General features: G+C 66.0%; 16 protein-coding genes. 9 read left to right on the top strand and 7 right to left on the bottom strand.

Annotated features, from left to right (window positions below; translation table 11 throughout):
* Positions 1-34: 34 nt before the first annotated feature.
* Positions 35-193, top strand: a complete 159-nt coding sequence (locus EO139_RS21340) for a hypothetical protein (RefSeq protein WP_164739664.1) — start codon at positions 35-37, stop codon at positions 191-193.
* A 58-nt stretch (positions 194-251) separates the two neighbouring features.
* Positions 252-2,096 (top strand): DNA cytosine methyltransferase, encoded by a 1,845-nt coding sequence (locus EO139_RS01030; RefSeq protein ID WP_241235884.1) that lies wholly within the window; start codon positions 252-254, stop codon positions 2,094-2,096.
* 5 nt (positions 2,097-2,101) lie between these two features.
* On the opposite strand, the gene EO139_RS01025 is transcribed toward EO139_RS01030, so the two are convergent.
* The gene (locus EO139_RS01025) at positions 2,102-2,350 is read right to left on the bottom strand and encodes a hypothetical protein (RefSeq protein WP_126969023.1); all 249 of its coding nucleotides are present in this window, start codon (positions 2,348-2,350) and stop codon (positions 2,102-2,104) included.
* Positions 2,351-2,388: 38 nt separating this feature from the next.
* Here EO139_RS01025 and EO139_RS01020 point away from each other — a divergent pair, with 38 nt between their 5' ends.
* From EO139_RS01020 to EO139_RS01000, 5 genes are all read left to right on the top strand, one after another.
* On the top strand, positions 2,389-2,604 hold the full coding sequence (locus EO139_RS01020) for a hypothetical protein (protein ID WP_126969022.1): 216 nt from the start codon (positions 2,389-2,391) through the stop codon (positions 2,602-2,604).
* Positions 2,601-3,362, top strand: a complete 762-nt coding sequence (locus tag EO139_RS01015; RefSeq protein ID WP_126969021.1) for a hypothetical protein — start codon at positions 2,601-2,603, stop codon at positions 3,360-3,362. The genes EO139_RS01020 and EO139_RS01015 overlap by 4 nt, the downstream gene beginning before the upstream one ends.
* Positions 3,359-3,577 (top strand): hypothetical protein, encoded by a 219-nt coding sequence (locus EO139_RS01010; RefSeq protein ID WP_126969020.1) that lies wholly within the window; start codon positions 3,359-3,361, stop codon positions 3,575-3,577. The genes EO139_RS01015 and EO139_RS01010 overlap by 4 nt, the downstream gene beginning before the upstream one ends.
* 125 nt (positions 3,578-3,702) lie before the next feature.
* Positions 3,703-4,209, top strand: coding sequence for a J domain-containing protein (locus EO139_RS01005; RefSeq protein ID WP_241235883.1), 507 nt, complete (start codon positions 3,703-3,705; stop codon positions 4,207-4,209).
* Positions 4,206-4,433 carry an AlpA family transcriptional regulator gene (locus tag EO139_RS01000; protein ID WP_126969018.1) on the top strand — a complete coding sequence of 76 codons (228 nt, stop codon included), beginning with the start codon at positions 4,206-4,208 and terminating at the stop codon, positions 4,431-4,433. The genes EO139_RS01005 and EO139_RS01000 overlap by 4 nt, the downstream gene beginning before the upstream one ends.
* 419 nt (positions 4,434-4,852) lie before the next feature.
* On the opposite strand, the gene EO139_RS21335 is transcribed toward EO139_RS01000, so the two are convergent.
* The gene (locus EO139_RS21335) at positions 4,853-5,023 is read right to left on the bottom strand and encodes a hypothetical protein (protein ID WP_164739080.1); all 171 of its coding nucleotides are present in this window, start codon (positions 5,021-5,023) and stop codon (positions 4,853-4,855) included.
* A gap of 111 nt (positions 5,024-5,134) precedes the next feature.
* Entirely contained in the window at positions 5,135-5,383 is a 249-nt protein-coding gene (locus tag EO139_RS00995; protein ID WP_126969096.1) for a hypothetical protein, read from the bottom strand.
* A 155-nt stretch (positions 5,384-5,538) separates the two neighbouring features.
* Here EO139_RS00995 and EO139_RS00990 point away from each other — a divergent pair, with 155 nt between their 5' ends.
* Positions 5,539-7,236: a diguanylate cyclase gene (locus tag EO139_RS00990; protein ID WP_104583342.1), complete on the top strand. Its 1,698-nt coding sequence runs from the start codon at positions 5,539-5,541 to the stop codon at positions 7,234-7,236.
* A 101-nt stretch (positions 7,237-7,337) separates the two neighbouring features.
* On the opposite strand, the gene EO139_RS00985 is transcribed toward EO139_RS00990, so the two are convergent.
* Positions 7,338-7,643: a hypothetical protein gene (locus EO139_RS00985; RefSeq protein WP_126969017.1), complete on the bottom strand. Its 306-nt coding sequence runs from the start codon at positions 7,641-7,643 to the stop codon at positions 7,338-7,340.
* A 94-nt stretch (positions 7,644-7,737) separates the two neighbouring features.
* On the opposite strand from EO139_RS00985, the gene EO139_RS00980 reads away from it, so the two are divergent.
* Positions 7,738-8,712, top strand: coding sequence for a GGDEF domain-containing protein (locus EO139_RS00980; RefSeq protein ID WP_104583344.1), 975 nt, complete (start codon positions 7,738-7,740; stop codon positions 8,710-8,712).
* A gap of 311 nt (positions 8,713-9,023) precedes the next feature.
* Here EO139_RS00980 and EO139_RS00975 read toward each other — a convergent pair whose 3' ends face one another.
* The 3 genes from EO139_RS00975 to EO139_RS00965 are packed head-to-tail and all read right to left on the bottom strand — an operon-like array spanning position 9,024 to position 14,387.
* The gene (locus EO139_RS00975; RefSeq protein ID WP_126969016.1) at positions 9,024-10,448 is read right to left on the bottom strand and encodes an efflux transporter outer membrane subunit; all 1,425 of its coding nucleotides are present in this window, start codon (positions 10,446-10,448) and stop codon (positions 9,024-9,026) included.
* Entirely contained in the window at positions 10,442-11,173 is a 732-nt protein-coding gene (locus tag EO139_RS00970) for an SDR family oxidoreductase (RefSeq protein ID WP_016904913.1), read from the bottom strand. Before EO139_RS00970 ends, EO139_RS00975 begins: the two co-directional genes overlap by 7 nt.
* A gap of 43 nt (positions 11,174-11,216) precedes the next feature.
* Positions 11,217-14,387 carry an efflux RND transporter permease subunit gene (locus tag EO139_RS00965; RefSeq protein WP_104552982.1) on the bottom strand — a complete coding sequence of 1,057 codons (3,171 nt, stop codon included), beginning with the start codon at positions 14,385-14,387 and terminating at the stop codon, positions 11,217-11,219.
* Positions 14,388-14,403 lie beyond the last annotated feature (16 nt).

Genomic DNA, 14,403 nt, shown 5'->3' with positions numbered 1-14,403 from the left:
ATTGGGTTCTCTTTCCTTTTGGGACGATTCTGCCATGACCGATCTCCATCCGAACGACAAGCTCGCCGCGCTGGACTGGGCGCTGAGCCGCGCGCGCGAAGCAGCCGCAAGCGATGAACTGATCCGGCTCACCCATCTGCCGGCGCTGCAGCAGCTGCGCGATCAGGCACAGCGGGAGGCGCGTGGTGGCTGATGGCTCCTACCCCGCACGTATCGAGCTGCAGCCGCGCGGGCGCACGCGCCCACTGTTGGTGGCCGATCTGTTCTGCGGCGCCGGCGGCATGAGCAACGGAGTGGCGCGCGCGGTGCGCGAGCTCGGTCTGCGCATGAAGCTGGTGGGCGTGAACCACTGGGATGTCGCGATCGAGACGAACCGGCGCAACCATCCGGAGCATGCGGCGCGCATCGCCTGCGCGAATCTGGAAACGGCGCTGCCGCTGGATCACGTGCCCGAGGGCTATCTGGATCTCCTCATCGCTGCGCCGTCATGCGTGTTCCATAGCCGCGCTCGAGGCGGCCGGCCAGTGCATGACCAGCAGCGCATGGATCCCTGGCACGTGGTGCGCTGGTGCACCGAGCTGCGGGTCAAGCGCCTGGAAGTCGAGAACGTGCCCGAGTTCATGGATTGGGGTCCGTGCTCGCTGGTGACCGGCAGACCGATCCCGAGCCGGAAGGGCGAGTACTTTCGCGCGTGGGTAGCGGCGCTCGAAGCGATCGGGTTCCGCCTGGATTGGCGCATCCTCTGCTGCGCGGACTATGGCGACCCGACCACCCGGCGCCGGTTCTTCCTGATTGGACGCAGCGATCGCGGCCCGCTCGAATGGCCAGAGCCATCGCATGCCCGAGCAGCTTCTTCGGACCTGGTCGGTACACGTGCGAGGTGGCGCGGCGCGCACGAGGTCATCGACTGGAACATGACCGGCGCCAGCATCTTCGCTCGCAAGAAGCCGCTGAAGCCCAACACGATCCGCCGGATCCTGGCGGGCGCAGTGAAATACAGCTGGCCAGCACCCTACGTTGAAGCCCTCCAGACGTTGATCGACGGAGGCGTGCCGCGCCTGACATTCCCGCGCGCCGAGGCGATCGAACGCGGCTTGGTCGCGCCGGACGGCATGGGGATCGTGCTGGCCACGGCCAGCGGTGGCGTTGCGCGAGATCTCGATCAGCCCCTGCCAACCATCACCACGGGCGGCGCCGGCGGCGCGCGTCCAGGCTGCGCACGCCCCCAGCTCGTTGAGCCGTTGATCGTCATGCGCACCAACAGTGATGGCGGGCGCACCTCGCGCCCCATCGATGAGCCGCTGCCCACGATCTGCACTGCCGGTGGCGGCTTCCTCGCTGATCCGCTGATCGTGCCGCTGTCGAACAGCAGCAACAAGGCGCCGCCGCGCAGCGCCGAGGATCCGCTGCGCACAGTCACCACTGCGAAAGGTGGCGACCAGGCGGTTGCTGTGCCGCTGGTGGCGCCCTACTACGGCGGCGGCTCTGGACTGAGCGCTGCTGCGGTGAGCGAGCCTGTGCCCAGCGTGACCACGAAAGCGCGCTTCGGGTTGGCCGAGCCCGTCCTGATGCGCGCCGGCCACGGCGACAGCGATGGTCGCGACCCGGCCAGCCGCATCCTCAATGCCGACGCACCAGTGCCCGCTCTAACCGGCTCCAACGAGGTGGCCATCGCGCAGCCGATCGTCATGCGGGGCAACGTGGGTATTGGCCGCACGCGGGACATGCGCAGCGCGACAGATCCCCTCCCGACAATCACCACGCCGGAGTCGCTGGCCTTTGCACTCCCGGTCACGCATCACGGCGACACGCGCACCCACGACATAGACGCGCCGCTGCCCACCATCACCGGCGCCAACCGCGGCGAATTGGGCCTGGCCCAGCCAGCGGCGCAGTTCTGCGACGAGGTACGCATCGACATCAACTACCGGATGCTGCATTGGCGGGAGCTGGCGCGAGCAACTTCCTTTGACGACGAGGGCCAGGTGTACGACTTCGCCGGAAACGCCACCGAGATCACCAAGCAGATAGGCAACGCGGTACCGAACCGCACTGCGAAGGCACTTGCCATGACGCTATTGAGGGACGCAGCGTGACTCAGTCATCCCTTCTCAGCCTGATAGGTCGCGTAGTCATAGCCGGGAGGAAGCGTTTTTGCGACTGCACGTGCCGCATCAATGCCCCCTCGATACGCGGCTTCGCGGCTCGGGAACTCAGTGCCGGCGGCAACTTGAGCCACATGGTTGCGTTCTTGCCCGTGATGCACGGAGCCGGCGGCATGCCAATGACCAGGACGTCGGACGTCCTCACCAACGACTGCCTCAAGCCTGAACTCTCCCTCGGTTTCCATAAGACGTCTCCTCGATCTGGAGATGTGAGGTTAGCTCAATGAAGCCCCAACTGTTTCCCCGCGAGCCGCGCCGGATGAAGCAGCCGGCCAAGGATCTGCTCCGGCAGCAGCTGGCCATGGCCGCCGACCACATCGAGCGGGTCACCGCCGAGAACCACGCTCTGCGCGCGACGTGCGCAGACCTCATCAACACCTGCCAGGGCAGCGCCGACCAAATGCGCGCTGCCCTGGCGAAGACGGAGAAAGCAGCATGAACGAACATTCCGGCAATTCCGGACAGTTGCAGGGCGAGCAGAGGGCGCGAGAGCTGTTGGCGGCGGAGGTTGATTTGGACGCTGTGTTAATGCCAGAGCGCGAAGGCGCCAAAGAGGTCGCGGACAGTATCCGTGATGGCGGTGATGGCAATATTCCTTTTGTGTCAACCGCGCTACGCGCCATCGTTGCCACCCTCGCCGCCCGCCAGCCGGTGGGGCAGGAGCCGGTGGAGTTCGATTACCCGGAGTTTCATCACGAAGGCATGGGCTGTGGCCTGGAAGACCGCGGCATCACTGATCGATACGAAGCAATGCGCTACGGCTTCAACGAAGCGCTGGACCAGATGGCAAGCATTCTCGAATCCATCGGGCCGCTCTACACCGCCCCGCCGGGGCCTGCTGCTGTGCCGGTGGCGCTTGGTGCAGTCGATACGATCCCGTGCAATTGGTCTGACGAGGACGAATCAAGCCTGATCATGTTGCGTGATTCACTCAGCAAGATCATTGCGGGCACCACCACCAAAGACGCTGCGCATTTTCTGAAACAACCGGGGCAGAGGCGCATGACGATCAAGGACGCGCAAGAGTCGGCCGCCGCGCACCTGCCCTATGTTCAATCGCTGGTGCATCGCGCGACCGGGCTCGCCACCCAACCCCAGCCGGCAGCGGCGAACACTGGGCACTTCACGCCCGATGAGCTGCTGGAATGCACCCGATTGCTGCGTGCCCAGCAGGCGGCGAAGGATGGTGAGGCGTGAGCGACCACCTTGTCACTAAAGAGCAGGCGGAAAGCCTGGCTGAGCTGTACACGTGGGAAGCGGTTGTTTCGATCTTAGAGGGGTCGAACGCCCCACGCAGTGAATCAGGGCAGCAAGTGGCGTCCGAAGTGATTGGGCTGGCGAAGGCCGAACAGTCGAAGCTGATACGCATATACGACCAGCAGGCCAAGCCGGCAGGCGAGGTGCAGCCGTGACTATTCCCGCATCCCCTTTGTCCTGGCCAGCAGGCTGGAAGCGCACACCCGCTGGCAAGCGCGATAAATCCCGGTTCCGCAAGTCGGCGCGTGTGCGCTATACCGGCCAGGGCGAAAGTGCCCGTGTGCTGAGCGTCGCCGAGGGCGTTGATCGCGTGCGCCGCGAGCTGCGGCGCATGGGCATCGACGACGCCGACCTGGTGATCAGCACCAACCTCGAGCTGCGCCTCGATGGCCTGCCGCGATCAAACCAGCGCGAGCCGGCCGACCCTGGCGTGGCGGTGTACTGGCTGGACCGCTTCGACAGGACGCAGCCGCCCAAGTGCATGGCAATCGACCGCTACGACCGCGTGGCCGACAACCTGGCCGCGGTGGCGGCGACGCTTGATGCCATGCGCGCCATCGAGCGCCATGGCGGCGCCGCGATTCTGGAGCGCGCTTTCGCTGGCTTCACCGCCCTGCCTGCGCCGGCGGCGCCGTCATGGCGCGAAGTGCTCGACCCCGCAGACCCCGAGGGCAGCTACCGCCGGCTGCGCTCGCAACATCACCCCGACCGCGCTGGCGGCGATGAAACCGAGTTTCGGCGCGTGCAGCGCGCATGGTATGCATATCAGCAGGAGACCTCACGATGAACGACACGACAAACAGCCCGGCCCCAGCGCCTACGCCCCGCCGATTCCTGAGGATCCGCGATGTGATGAGCCGCACCGGCCTGTCCAAGTCGACGATCTATACCAAGATCCGACTGAAGCAGTTCCCCGCACACGTCCCCCTCGGATCGATATCGGTCTGGGTAGAGTCCGAGATCAGCGAGTGGATGGACGAACAGGTGGCCGCCCGAGACAAGGCCGCATGAGCTGGGGGTATCTGTGGGGGCATCTCGCGGCAGTCATGTAGCTCGACCTCTTGGGATTCAAGACGTTACGGCGGTCTGCCGGTAGAGCCCACCTCCACCAAACAACGGTCCTAAGACGACCGACTAAGGCCGGGACTCCTCGATGCAGAGGGCTCCCGGCCTTTTTCATGGGCGATACCGAGACCGCCGGCTCTGGAGACGCGTGATCTGCCGCCAACTGGCGCTGACAGGCTGCCGCGCCAGCCGTTGCCAGATGCGGACACAAGACAGGCCGAAAATTGCGCCGGTGCTGGTGCACGCGTCGAACGCCTGCGGCGTGCGCCTACCCTCCAGCGCGCGGGTCTTTCAGGCCTCCTCCCTACGCCCGCCGGGAACTTGCCACGCATCGGCCACGCGTGAGTGCACGCCGGCAGGATGCGTCAATTACTGACGTGGGCGGTCTGTTCGGTGCGCCCGGCAGGTCCGTCCGCAACGACGTTGACTGGCTCGTGTGCCGGTGCCGCATCGCCACGCAGTTGGTCGAAGAGCGCGAGCAGTTCGGTGGCTTCCTGTTGCAACAGGACCAGGGCACTTTTGTTGGGTTCTTGCATGTCGCCTCCGTCCAAGACGCTCCCCAGCGTTGTCCAGGGCTGGAGCAAACCGCATGCCAGCCTGTCTGGTGCTGGCTTGGCCGATGCGACCATGCGCACCAGCACCTGCGCTCAGGCGGGTTCGAGCTCTCGTTGCGCTTTGGCGTGCATGGCCTCCAGCGTCACCATGCCGGCGACGCGAGCGGCCGCCATGGCGCTGCGGTGGTCGGGAAACGTGGCAGAAAGTGCGCTGCCTGCCCGGTCGCCGGCGCTTCCGGCACCGATCTGGGCGATCTGCCAGTCGGCAACCCAGCCCGGGCTCGGGCCATCGCCCCGGGCAGCGCGGCAGGTCAATTGATAGCTACCTAGAAAAATGACCAATCTGTTGCCCGGCTCGATGACGAGCGTAAAGCATATCGCCGTGCCGCCGCCGGAGCGACCTTGAGCCCGTCCCGCAGCTGACTGGCAAGCGAAGTGAAGCATAGGCACGCGACTTGCATCGGCCTCTACTAGACAATCAGTGTCGGGGAAACACGGTGTTGACCAAGAAAGCAAAACGCCACGCTGCCGGCGCCTTGTTGCTCGGCGGGATGATCTTCGTCCTGATCGGCATAGGCGGGTATTTGACCACGCAGCGTTCGCTGTCCGACGCCGGCTGGGTGACGCACACGCAGGAGGTGATCGCCAGCATCGACGAGATCCAGGCCGGAATGCTGTCGGCGGAGTCGTCGGTGCGCGGCTATGTCTTGACCGACAACGAAGCGTTTCTCGGGGTGTACGCCGATGCGATCGGGCGACTGCCCGAGCGCATCGTGCGGCTGGATGCCCTGGTGCAGGACAACCCTGTACAGCGGCGCCATGTCGTGGAGCTTGGACGCCTGGTGGACATTCGCCTGACGCAGATCGACGACTTGTTGCACAGCTACCGCAAGCAGGGCCTGGATGGGGCGCGCGCCTCGATCGCACGCGGCGTGTTCCAGACTTCGTCCTCGCTGCGCCGCCAGGTGCAGGTCATGACGGAACTGGAGCGCCAGCAACTGGTGAAGCGCAATGACACCAACACGCGCAGTGCGCAGTGGGTGCTGTGGGTCACGGTGGTCGGGATTTTCAGCGGCTTGCTGGTGATGTTGCTGGCCTACCGGCTGCTGTCACGCGAACTGGAACGGCGCGTGCGCGCCGAGGACGCCGCCAGCACGACCAGCGAGCGCCTGATCGAATCGTTCGCCACACTCGAACGCACGTCGGCGGGACTGGAGGCGCTGGCGCGTTACTCGGGGTTGCTGCAGAACTGCCGCGATGCCGAGGAAGCACTGGAAATCACCGCACGCACGATCGCGCCGCTGGTGCCGGGCGCGGCCGGTGCGGTCTATCTGCTGCGCGCCTCGCGCGATCGTGCCGAACAGGTGGTGGCCTGGGGCACGATGGCCGACGACGACAACGCCAGCATCGCGCCGGACACCTGCTGGGCCTTGCGCCGCGATCGCACGCATGTGGTGCAAGACGCCAGCCAGGGCATGCTCTGCCAGCACGTCGGCGCCAATCTTCCGGCGCACGCGAGCACCGTCTGCATCCCGTTGTCGGCACAGGGCACGCAGTTGGGGATGCTGGCGCTGCGCAGCGAGGATCCGCGCGACCTGGCCTCGTTGACCGTGGCCGAGGCAGCGGCCGAACAATTGTCGCTGGCCCTGCACAACCTGCGTCTGCGCGAAACGCTGCGGCAACAGTCCATTCGCGATCCGTTGACCGGACTGTATAACCGCCGGTATCTCGAAGAGGCGCTCAATCACGAACTGGCGCGCTGCACGCGACGGGTACAGCCCTTGTCGGTGCTGATGCTGGATGTGGACCACTTCAAGCAGTTCAACGACCTGCACGGCCACAGCGGCGGTGATCGCGTCCTGGCGGCGATCGGCGAATTCCTGCTGGCGCAGACGCGCGGCGAAGACATCTGCTGCCGCTACGGCGGCGAAGAGCTGACGATCATCCTGCCCGAAGTGGACCTGGCGACCGCCTGCCGGATGGCCGAGAAGCTGCGCGCCGGCATCGAGTCCCTGCAGGTCATGGCCGATGGCGTCTCGTTGCCGAAGGTCAGTGCATCGTTCGGCGCGGCCAGCTTTCCCGAGCATGCAGGCAACATGGCGCAGCTGCTGCGGCGCGCGGACGAGGCGCTGTACCGCGCCAAGCAGGCCGGACGCAATCAGGTGGTCAGTGCCGGCGCGCCGGCCACACGGTAAGCCAGGCCGTTACCAGCATTGGGGCTGCGCCTGCAGCCCCACCTTCGCGCCGCCCCGGCCGGCTGCAATGCAGGCGGCTCGCCGGTTGGGCAGAGCAGCAATCACGTGCAGCTCTGCCCATCCTCATCGGTAGGAATCAGGCCGGCGCCCGCCAGCATGCCGTCCACACGGGTCCGCACATGGGCTGCGTCCTCGGCCGCGGCGCTGCTCAGCAGGGCCTGGGCACGCGCCTGGAAATCGAGGTAGTCGAAATCCGCGTCCTCATCGGCGGACAGCTGCGGCAGTTCGTCCTGCAGCGCATCCAGGCGCGTGTCGAGTTCTTCGCGTGTGGGCATGGCAGACTCCGACGACAAAGACGCTACGGTTGCGGCACGGCCGTCAAGGATGTGCGAAGCCCGGCCCGGCAACGCTTCATTTTCCTACCCGTTGCCGCGGCGCGTGCACGCTCAACTTTCGCAAGGCTCCGCCGATAATGATGCCGACTCCTATAGAACCTTCCCTGTGATCCTCCACCTGCGGCGGGATTTCCGCCTCGGCATCGTCAAGACGCTGGGGCCGATCACCGCGCTGTTGCTTTGCCTTTATGCGGTGTACCTGGCCATCACCGGTCAGGCGCTGGCCTGCCTTATCACCGCCTCGCTCGGTATGTTTGCGATATGGCGGGGCTGGAGGATGCGCGATGCCGAACGCACTGGCGCTGGTGGCGTGTGGCTGGCCTCCATCAACGTCGGTGGCTGTCTCGTGGCCTGCTGGACCGGCGGCGATGGTGCCCTGCCCTGGCTGTTTCCGGTGTTGGCCACCAACTACTTCCTGTGCGGCCCGCAACGCGCGGTGCTGCTGAGCCTGCCGCTGCTGGCGGCACTACTGCTGTTGCCTGGCCTGATCGTCAGCCCCGGCCAGGGCGTGTCGACGGTCGTGGTGACGGTGGTGACGCTGGCGGTGGGCTATGCGTTTTCGTTGCGCATGCAGGACGACCGCGTGCATCTGGAAGAACTGGCCTCGCTGGATGCGCTGACCGGCCTGCCCAACCGACGCATGCTCGAGCGTGCGCTCACCCACCAGATCGATCGGCGCCAGCCGCATGAACGCCTCAACAGCCTGATCATCCTGGATCTGGACCATTTCAAGGAGGTCAACGATCTGTACGGGCATGCCGCAGGCGATGCCGCGCTGTCGGATCTGGCCACCATCCTGCGTTTCGAAGTGCGCGAGCCGCATCAGGTGTTCCGCTTCGGCGGCGAAGAATTCGTGGTGCTGTTGCGTGCCGGCTCCTTGCAGGAACTGGAAGCGGCCACCGAACGCCTGCGCAAGGTGATCCGCAACGGTCTGCGCGGCCCGGGTGGCCGTATCACGGTATCGCTGGGCGCGGCGCGCCACGATGGCGAGACGCATTGGCAGGACTGGTTCTCGCGGGCCGATGCCGCGCTGTATCTGGCCAAGAACGGCGGCCGCGACAGCGTGCGGGTGGCCGACTGAGCGCAGGCCGTCCTCTCAGCGCCCGGGCAGTGGGCACACCGGCTCGGTGCTGAGATCCCGGCACCGCGTTGGCCAACAGCCGACAACGCGTCGGCGCTGCTTGTCGCAGGCCGGCGCAGCTGACAGCAGCTCACACGGCTGGCGAACAGCCGTCAGGTAACCCGGCAACCGGCGGACACCGGTGATGCTTGCCGATGGCGAGCCCTGGCCGCATTCGCCCGCCGGCGGTCCATCAGGGAGTCAGCCGCGCCAGACGGTTACGTCTCCGAGTGAGACTGCGGGGCGACCTGACCGCCGCCCCGCATGCCTGCCTAGCGATCGAGCACTGCCAACGGTGCTGCAGGCGCCTGGTCCTGCTTCCAGCCGCCCAAGGCCTTGTACACACCGACCACACCGACATTGACCGCTGCTTCGGCCTGCGCCAATGCATCGTCGGCGGCCAACTGGGTGCGTTGTGCGTCCAGCAGGGTCAGGAAGTCTTCCGAGCCCTCGCGGTAGCGGATCTGCGCCAGTTGTTCGGCACGCCGCGCCGCATTGGCCTGCTCCACCACGATCGCCAGGCGCGCCTGCTGGCGGCCGTAGCCGATCAAGGCGTTCTCGGTGTCTTCCAGCGCCAGCAACACCGTCTGCTGGTATTGCGCCAACGCGCCGTCGGCCTGCGCCTTGCTGGCACGCAGGCGTGCCCGTACGGTGCCGAAGTCGAATGCCGCCCAACTGATCGACGGGGTGATCGACCAGGCCTTGCCGCTGCCCTCGGTCAGCCTGGCCGCGTCGCCGGACAGGAAGCCGACAAAGCCGCTGACGCTGATGCGCGGAAACAGGTCGGCCGTGGCTACGCCGACCTGCGCGGTGGCCGCCGCCAGCCGACGTTCGGCGCTGCGCACGTCCGGGCGCTGACGCAGCAATCCGGCGGTATCGCCCAGCGGCAACGCACGTGCGAACGCCGGCGTGGTGCGCGCCACCAGGGTGGCATCCAGGGCATTGGGCGGCTGGCCGAGCAGCACCGCCAGGCGATGGCGGTACTGCGCTTCGGCGGTTTCCAGCAGCGGAATGTCCGCCTCGATCGCCTTCAACCGCGCCAGGCTGCTCTGCACATCCAGCTCGCTGCCCGCGCCCAGGTCCCAACGCGTCTGCGTCAGCCGCTGGGTGTCATGCAGGTTGGTCAGTGTGCGCTTGGAAACCTCCAGCTGCTTCTGCGTGCCGCGCAACTCGAAGTAGTTGCGCGCCACTTCGGCGGCGACGGTGACCTGCACGTCGAGCAGGCCGGCCTGCTCGGCTTCCAGATCCGCGCGCGCCGCTTCGGAGGCGCGCCGCTGACGGCCGAACAGATCCAGCTCCCAGGCCGCATCCAGCCCCAGGGTGGTCTGCTCGGTGAGGAAGCGCTGGTTGCCGGCGACCACCTGCTGTTGCTCGCGGCGATCGAAGCTGCCCTGCGCGGTGAGGTGCGGAGCCTGGTCGAGGCGACGCTCGACGAACACCGCACGCGCCTGCTTGACGCGCGACACGGCGATGCGCAGATCGTGATTGGCGAACAAGGCATCGCGCACCAACTGTTCCAGCACCGGGTCGTCGAACTGCGACCACCAGTTGCCGACCGGCGATTCGGCGCTGAAGGCCGCATCCTGCGCGCCCTGCAAGGTCACCGCGGCCGGCGGGTCGGGCCGGTAATCCGGCCCGACCGCGCAACCGCTGAGCACCAGCGCGGCCAGTGCCACGCTCAGAAGGTTTCTTACCATGGCAGCACTTCTCCCAGATGCGTAAAGCTGCCAGTGGCGCCGTGCGCGTCGAGCAGCGCCATCTGCACGCTGCTGTGCGCGCCCTGCTCTACCTCGATCTCGCCGCCACCGCCGTTCATGTCGGTTTTGACGTAGCCCGGATGCACGGTGTTGACCTTGATGGCGGTGTCGCGCAGCTCATGGGCCAGATGCACCGTCCAGCTGTTGACCGCGCTCTTGGAGGCGTCGTAGGCGGGAATTTTGAAGTCGTAGATCGGCGAGCCGGGCTGGGTATGCAGGGTCAGCGAGCCGAGCATGCTGGACACATTGACGATGCGTCCGGCCAGCGAACGACGCAGCAGCGGCAGGAACGCCTTGGTGACGCTGACGACCGCGAACAGGTTGGTGTCGAAGGTCCGCTTCCACACCTCCAGGCTCTGCTGCGACGGGGTGCGCTGCATGTCCTCGATCATGATGCCGGCGTTGTTGATCAGGATGTCCAGGTGGCCGTGACGCTGTTCCACCGTGCCGACCGCCGCGGCGATGCTGATGTCGTCGTTGACGTCGAGCTGGATGGCTTCCACCGGCAGGCCTTCGGCCTGCAGCTTGAGTGCGGCGGCGACGGCATCGTCGCGCTTGCGGCCTGCCAGCAGCGTGTGCACGCCGGCCTGGGCCAGCTGCCGGACGGTTTCCAGGCCGATGCCGCGGGTGGCGCCGGTGACCAATGCGATCTTGTGGTTGCTCATTTCAATGTCCTTCTACTGCGAATGGGGGTTGGGAATGACGCACTCACGCCTTGACGTGATCGTGCGCAACAGCGGCCGGTGCGGCGGGTTCGCGACGCGTCACCCACTTGCGCAGGGCCACGTAGAACACCGGGGTCAGGAACAGCCCGAACAGGGTCACGCCAAGCATGCCGGCGAACACGGTGATGCCGGTGACCGAGCGCACTTCGGCGCCGGCGCCATGCCCGAACACCAGCGGCACGGTGCCGGCGATGAAGGCGATGGAGGTCATCACGATCGGACGCAGACGCAGGCGGCAGGCTTCCAGCGCGGCCTCGACGATGCCCTTGCCGTGCATTTCGAGTTCGCGGGCGAACTCCACGATCAGGATCGCGTTCTTGCACGCCAGGCCCATCAGCACCACCAGGCCTACCTGCACGAACACGTTGTTGTCGCCGCCGGTGAGCCACACGCCGAACAAGGCAGACAGCAGGGTCATCGGCACGATCAGGATCACTGCCAGCGGCAGCGTCCAGCTCTCGTACAACGCGGCCAGCACCAGGAACGCCAGCAATACCGCCATCGGGAACACGATCAACGCCGAGTTGCCCTGGGTGGATTGCTGATAGCTCAGGTCGGTCCACTCGATGTTCATGCCGTTGGGCAACACCTTCGGCGCCATGCCAGCCAGCGTCTGCATCGCCTGGGTGGAGGAGAGCACGCGCGGGTCCGCCTCACCGATCAGGTCGGCGGCCGGATAGCCGTTGTAGCGGATCACCGGATCCGGGCCGTAGGTCTGCCCCAGCGTGACCATGCTGCCGATCGGCACCATCTGCCCGCGATCGTTGCGGGTGCGCAGGTTGGCGATGTCCTCGACGCTGTCGCGGAACTGTCCATCGGCCTGGGCGATCACCTGGTAGGTGCGACCGAAGCGATTGAAGTCGTTGATGTAGGACGAGCCCAGATAGGTCTGCAGCGTGTCGAACAGATTGGTCAGCGGCACGCCCTGTGCCTTGGCCTTGTCGCGATCGACCTTGGCATCGAGCTGCGGCACATTGGCCTGATACGTGCCGATCGGGAACTGCATGCCCGGCGTTTGCGAGATCGCACCGGACATCGCATTGACCGCACTCTGCAACTGGCCATAGCCCAGGCCGGCGCGGTCCTGGATGTACAGCGAGTAGCCCGAGCCCTGCCCCAGGCCCAGGATCGGCGGCGGCATGAACGCAAACGCAAAACCCTGCTGGATCTGGCTGATGCGCGCGTTGATCTCCGCGTTGATCTGCGCCGCCGTGCGGCTGCGCTGACTGAACGGCTTGAGCGTCAGGAACACCGTGCCGGTATTGGGCGTATTGGTGAACTGCAGTGGATTCAGGCCCGGAAACGCGATCGCGTGGTCCACGCCTTCGGTCTGCAAGGCGATCTGGGTGATCTGACGGATCACCTCGTTGGTGCGTTCCAGCGAGGCGCCTTCCGGCAACTTGGTGCCGGCAATCAGGTACAGCTTGTCCTGGGTCGGGATGAAGCCGCCCGGCACCACCTTGAACATGAAACCGGTGACCACCAGCAGCAGCACATACACCGCGAACACCGCGCCACGCTTGCCCAGGGTCCGCGAGACCGCGCCCTGGTACTTGTGCGAACTGCTGTTGAAGAAGCGGTTGAACGGACGGAACAACCAGCCGAACAAGCGGTCGATCAACCGCGACGGGCCATCCTTCGGTGCGTCATGCGGCTTGAGCAGCATGGCGGCCAGTGCCGGCGACAGGGTCAGCGAGTTGATCGCCGAAATCACCGTGGAAATGGCGATGGTCACCGCGAACTGCTTGTAGAACTGGCCGGTCACGCCCGACAGGAACGCCATCGGCACGAACACCGCGCACAGCACCAGCGCGATGGCGATGATTGGCCCGGAGACTTCGCGCATCGCCTGATGCGCCGCGGCCAGCGGGGCCAGGCCTTCTTCGATGTTGCGTTCGACGTTTTCCACCACCACGATCGCATCGTCGACCACGATGCCGATCGCCAGCACCAGGCCGAACAGGCTCAGCGTGTTGATCGAAAAACCCAGCAGGTACAGCGCGGCAAACGTACCGACCACCGACACCGGCACCGCCAGCAACGGAATGATCGAGGCGCGCCAGGTCTGCAGGAACAGGATCACCACCAGCACCACCAGCAGCACCGCTTCCAGCAAGGTATGCACCACCGCGCTGATCGAGTCGCGCACGAACACGGTCGGGTCGTACGCAGCCGACCACGCCATGTCCTGCGGGAACTGCTTTTCCAGCTCGGCCATCTTGGCGCGCACCGCATCGGACAACTCGATCGCGTTGGCACCGGGCGACTGGAACACGCCCATGCCGACCGCGTTCTTGTTGTCCAGCTGCGAGCGCAAGGTGTAGTTGCCGGCGCCCAGTTCCAGGCGCGCCACATCCGACAGGCGCACGATCTCGCCGCTGTTGCCGCTGCGGATCACGATGTTGCCGAATTCTTCTTCGGTGGTCAGGCGGCCCTGGGCATTGATCGAGAGCAGGAAATCGCTCTTGTTGGGCATTGGCTCGGCACCGAGCTGGCCGGCGGAGACCTGCACGTTCTGCTCGCGGATGGCCGCGACCACATCGCTGGCGGTGAGCCCGCGCGCGGCGACCTTGTCCGGATCCAGCCAGATGCGCATGGCGTAGTCGCCGGCACCGAAGATCTGGATCTGGCCCACGCCCGGCAGGCGCGACAGCTCGTCCTTGACCTTCAAGGTGGCGTAGTTGCTCAGGTACAGCGAGTCGTACTTGCCCTTGGGCGAGGTCAGATGCACGACCATGGTCAGCGTCGGCGACTGCTTCTGCGTGGTCACGCCCTGGCGCCGCACGTCCTCGGGCAGACGCGCCTGCGCCTGGCTGACGCGGTTCTGCACCTGCACCTGCGCCTGGTCCGGATCGGTGCCCGGCTTGAAGGTCACGGTGACCACCAGCACGCCATCGGAGCCGGCGACCGACTTCATGTACATCATGTCTTCCACGCCGTTGATGGCTTCCTCAAGCGGCGTGGCGACGGTCTCGGCGATGACCTTGGGGTTGGCGCCCGGGTACACCGCACGCACCTGCACGCTCGGCGGCACCACTTCCGGGTACTCGCTGATGGGCAGCAGCGGCATGGCGATCAGGCCGGCGGCGAAGATGATGATCGACAGCACCGCGGCAAAGATCGGTCGGTCGATGAAAAAACGGGAAAAGTCCATGGGGGTGGTCCTGAAA

This window comes from Xanthomonas sp. BRIP62411 (assembly GCF_003993525.1).
Lineage (GTDB): Bacteria > Pseudomonadota > Gammaproteobacteria > Xanthomonadales > Xanthomonadaceae > Xanthomonas > Xanthomonas euroxanthea.
The sequence above is the reverse complement of the archived record's forward strand: the minus strand, read 5'-3'. Positions and strand labels throughout refer to the sequence as shown.

Excerpts from the sequence above, each read along its gene's own strand:
- EO139_RS21340 (WP_164739664.1), top strand. The coding sequence starts at position 35 with ATGACCGATCTCCATCCGAACGACAAGCTCGCCGCGCTGGACTGGGCG.
- EO139_RS01025 (WP_126969023.1), bottom strand. The coding sequence starts at position 2,350 with ATGGAAACCGAGGGAGAGTTCAGGCTTGAGGCAGTCGTTGGTGAGGAC.
- EO139_RS01020 (WP_126969022.1), top strand. The coding sequence starts at position 2,389 with ATGAAGCCCCAACTGTTTCCCCGCGAGCCGCGCCGGATGAAGCAGCCG.
- EO139_RS01015 (WP_126969021.1), top strand. The coding sequence starts at position 2,601 with ATGAACGAACATTCCGGCAATTCCGGACAGTTGCAGGGCGAGCAGAGG.
- EO139_RS01000 (WP_126969018.1), top strand. The coding sequence starts at position 4,206 with ATGAACGACACGACAAACAGCCCGGCCCCAGCGCCTACGCCCCGCCGA.
- EO139_RS21335 (WP_164739080.1), bottom strand. The coding sequence starts at position 5,023 with ATGCAAGAACCCAACAAAAGTGCCCTGGTCCTGTTGCAACAGGAAGCC.
- EO139_RS00975 (WP_126969016.1), bottom strand. The coding sequence starts at position 10,448 with ATGGTAAGAAACCTTCTGAGCGTGGCACTGGCCGCGCTGGTGCTCAGC.
- EO139_RS00970 (WP_016904913.1), bottom strand. The coding sequence starts at position 11,173 with ATGAGCAACCACAAGATCGCATTGGTCACCGGCGCCACCCGCGGCATC.
- EO139_RS00965 (WP_104552982.1), bottom strand. The coding sequence starts at position 14,387 with ATGGACTTTTCCCGTTTTTTCATCGACCGACCGATCTTTGCCGCGGTG.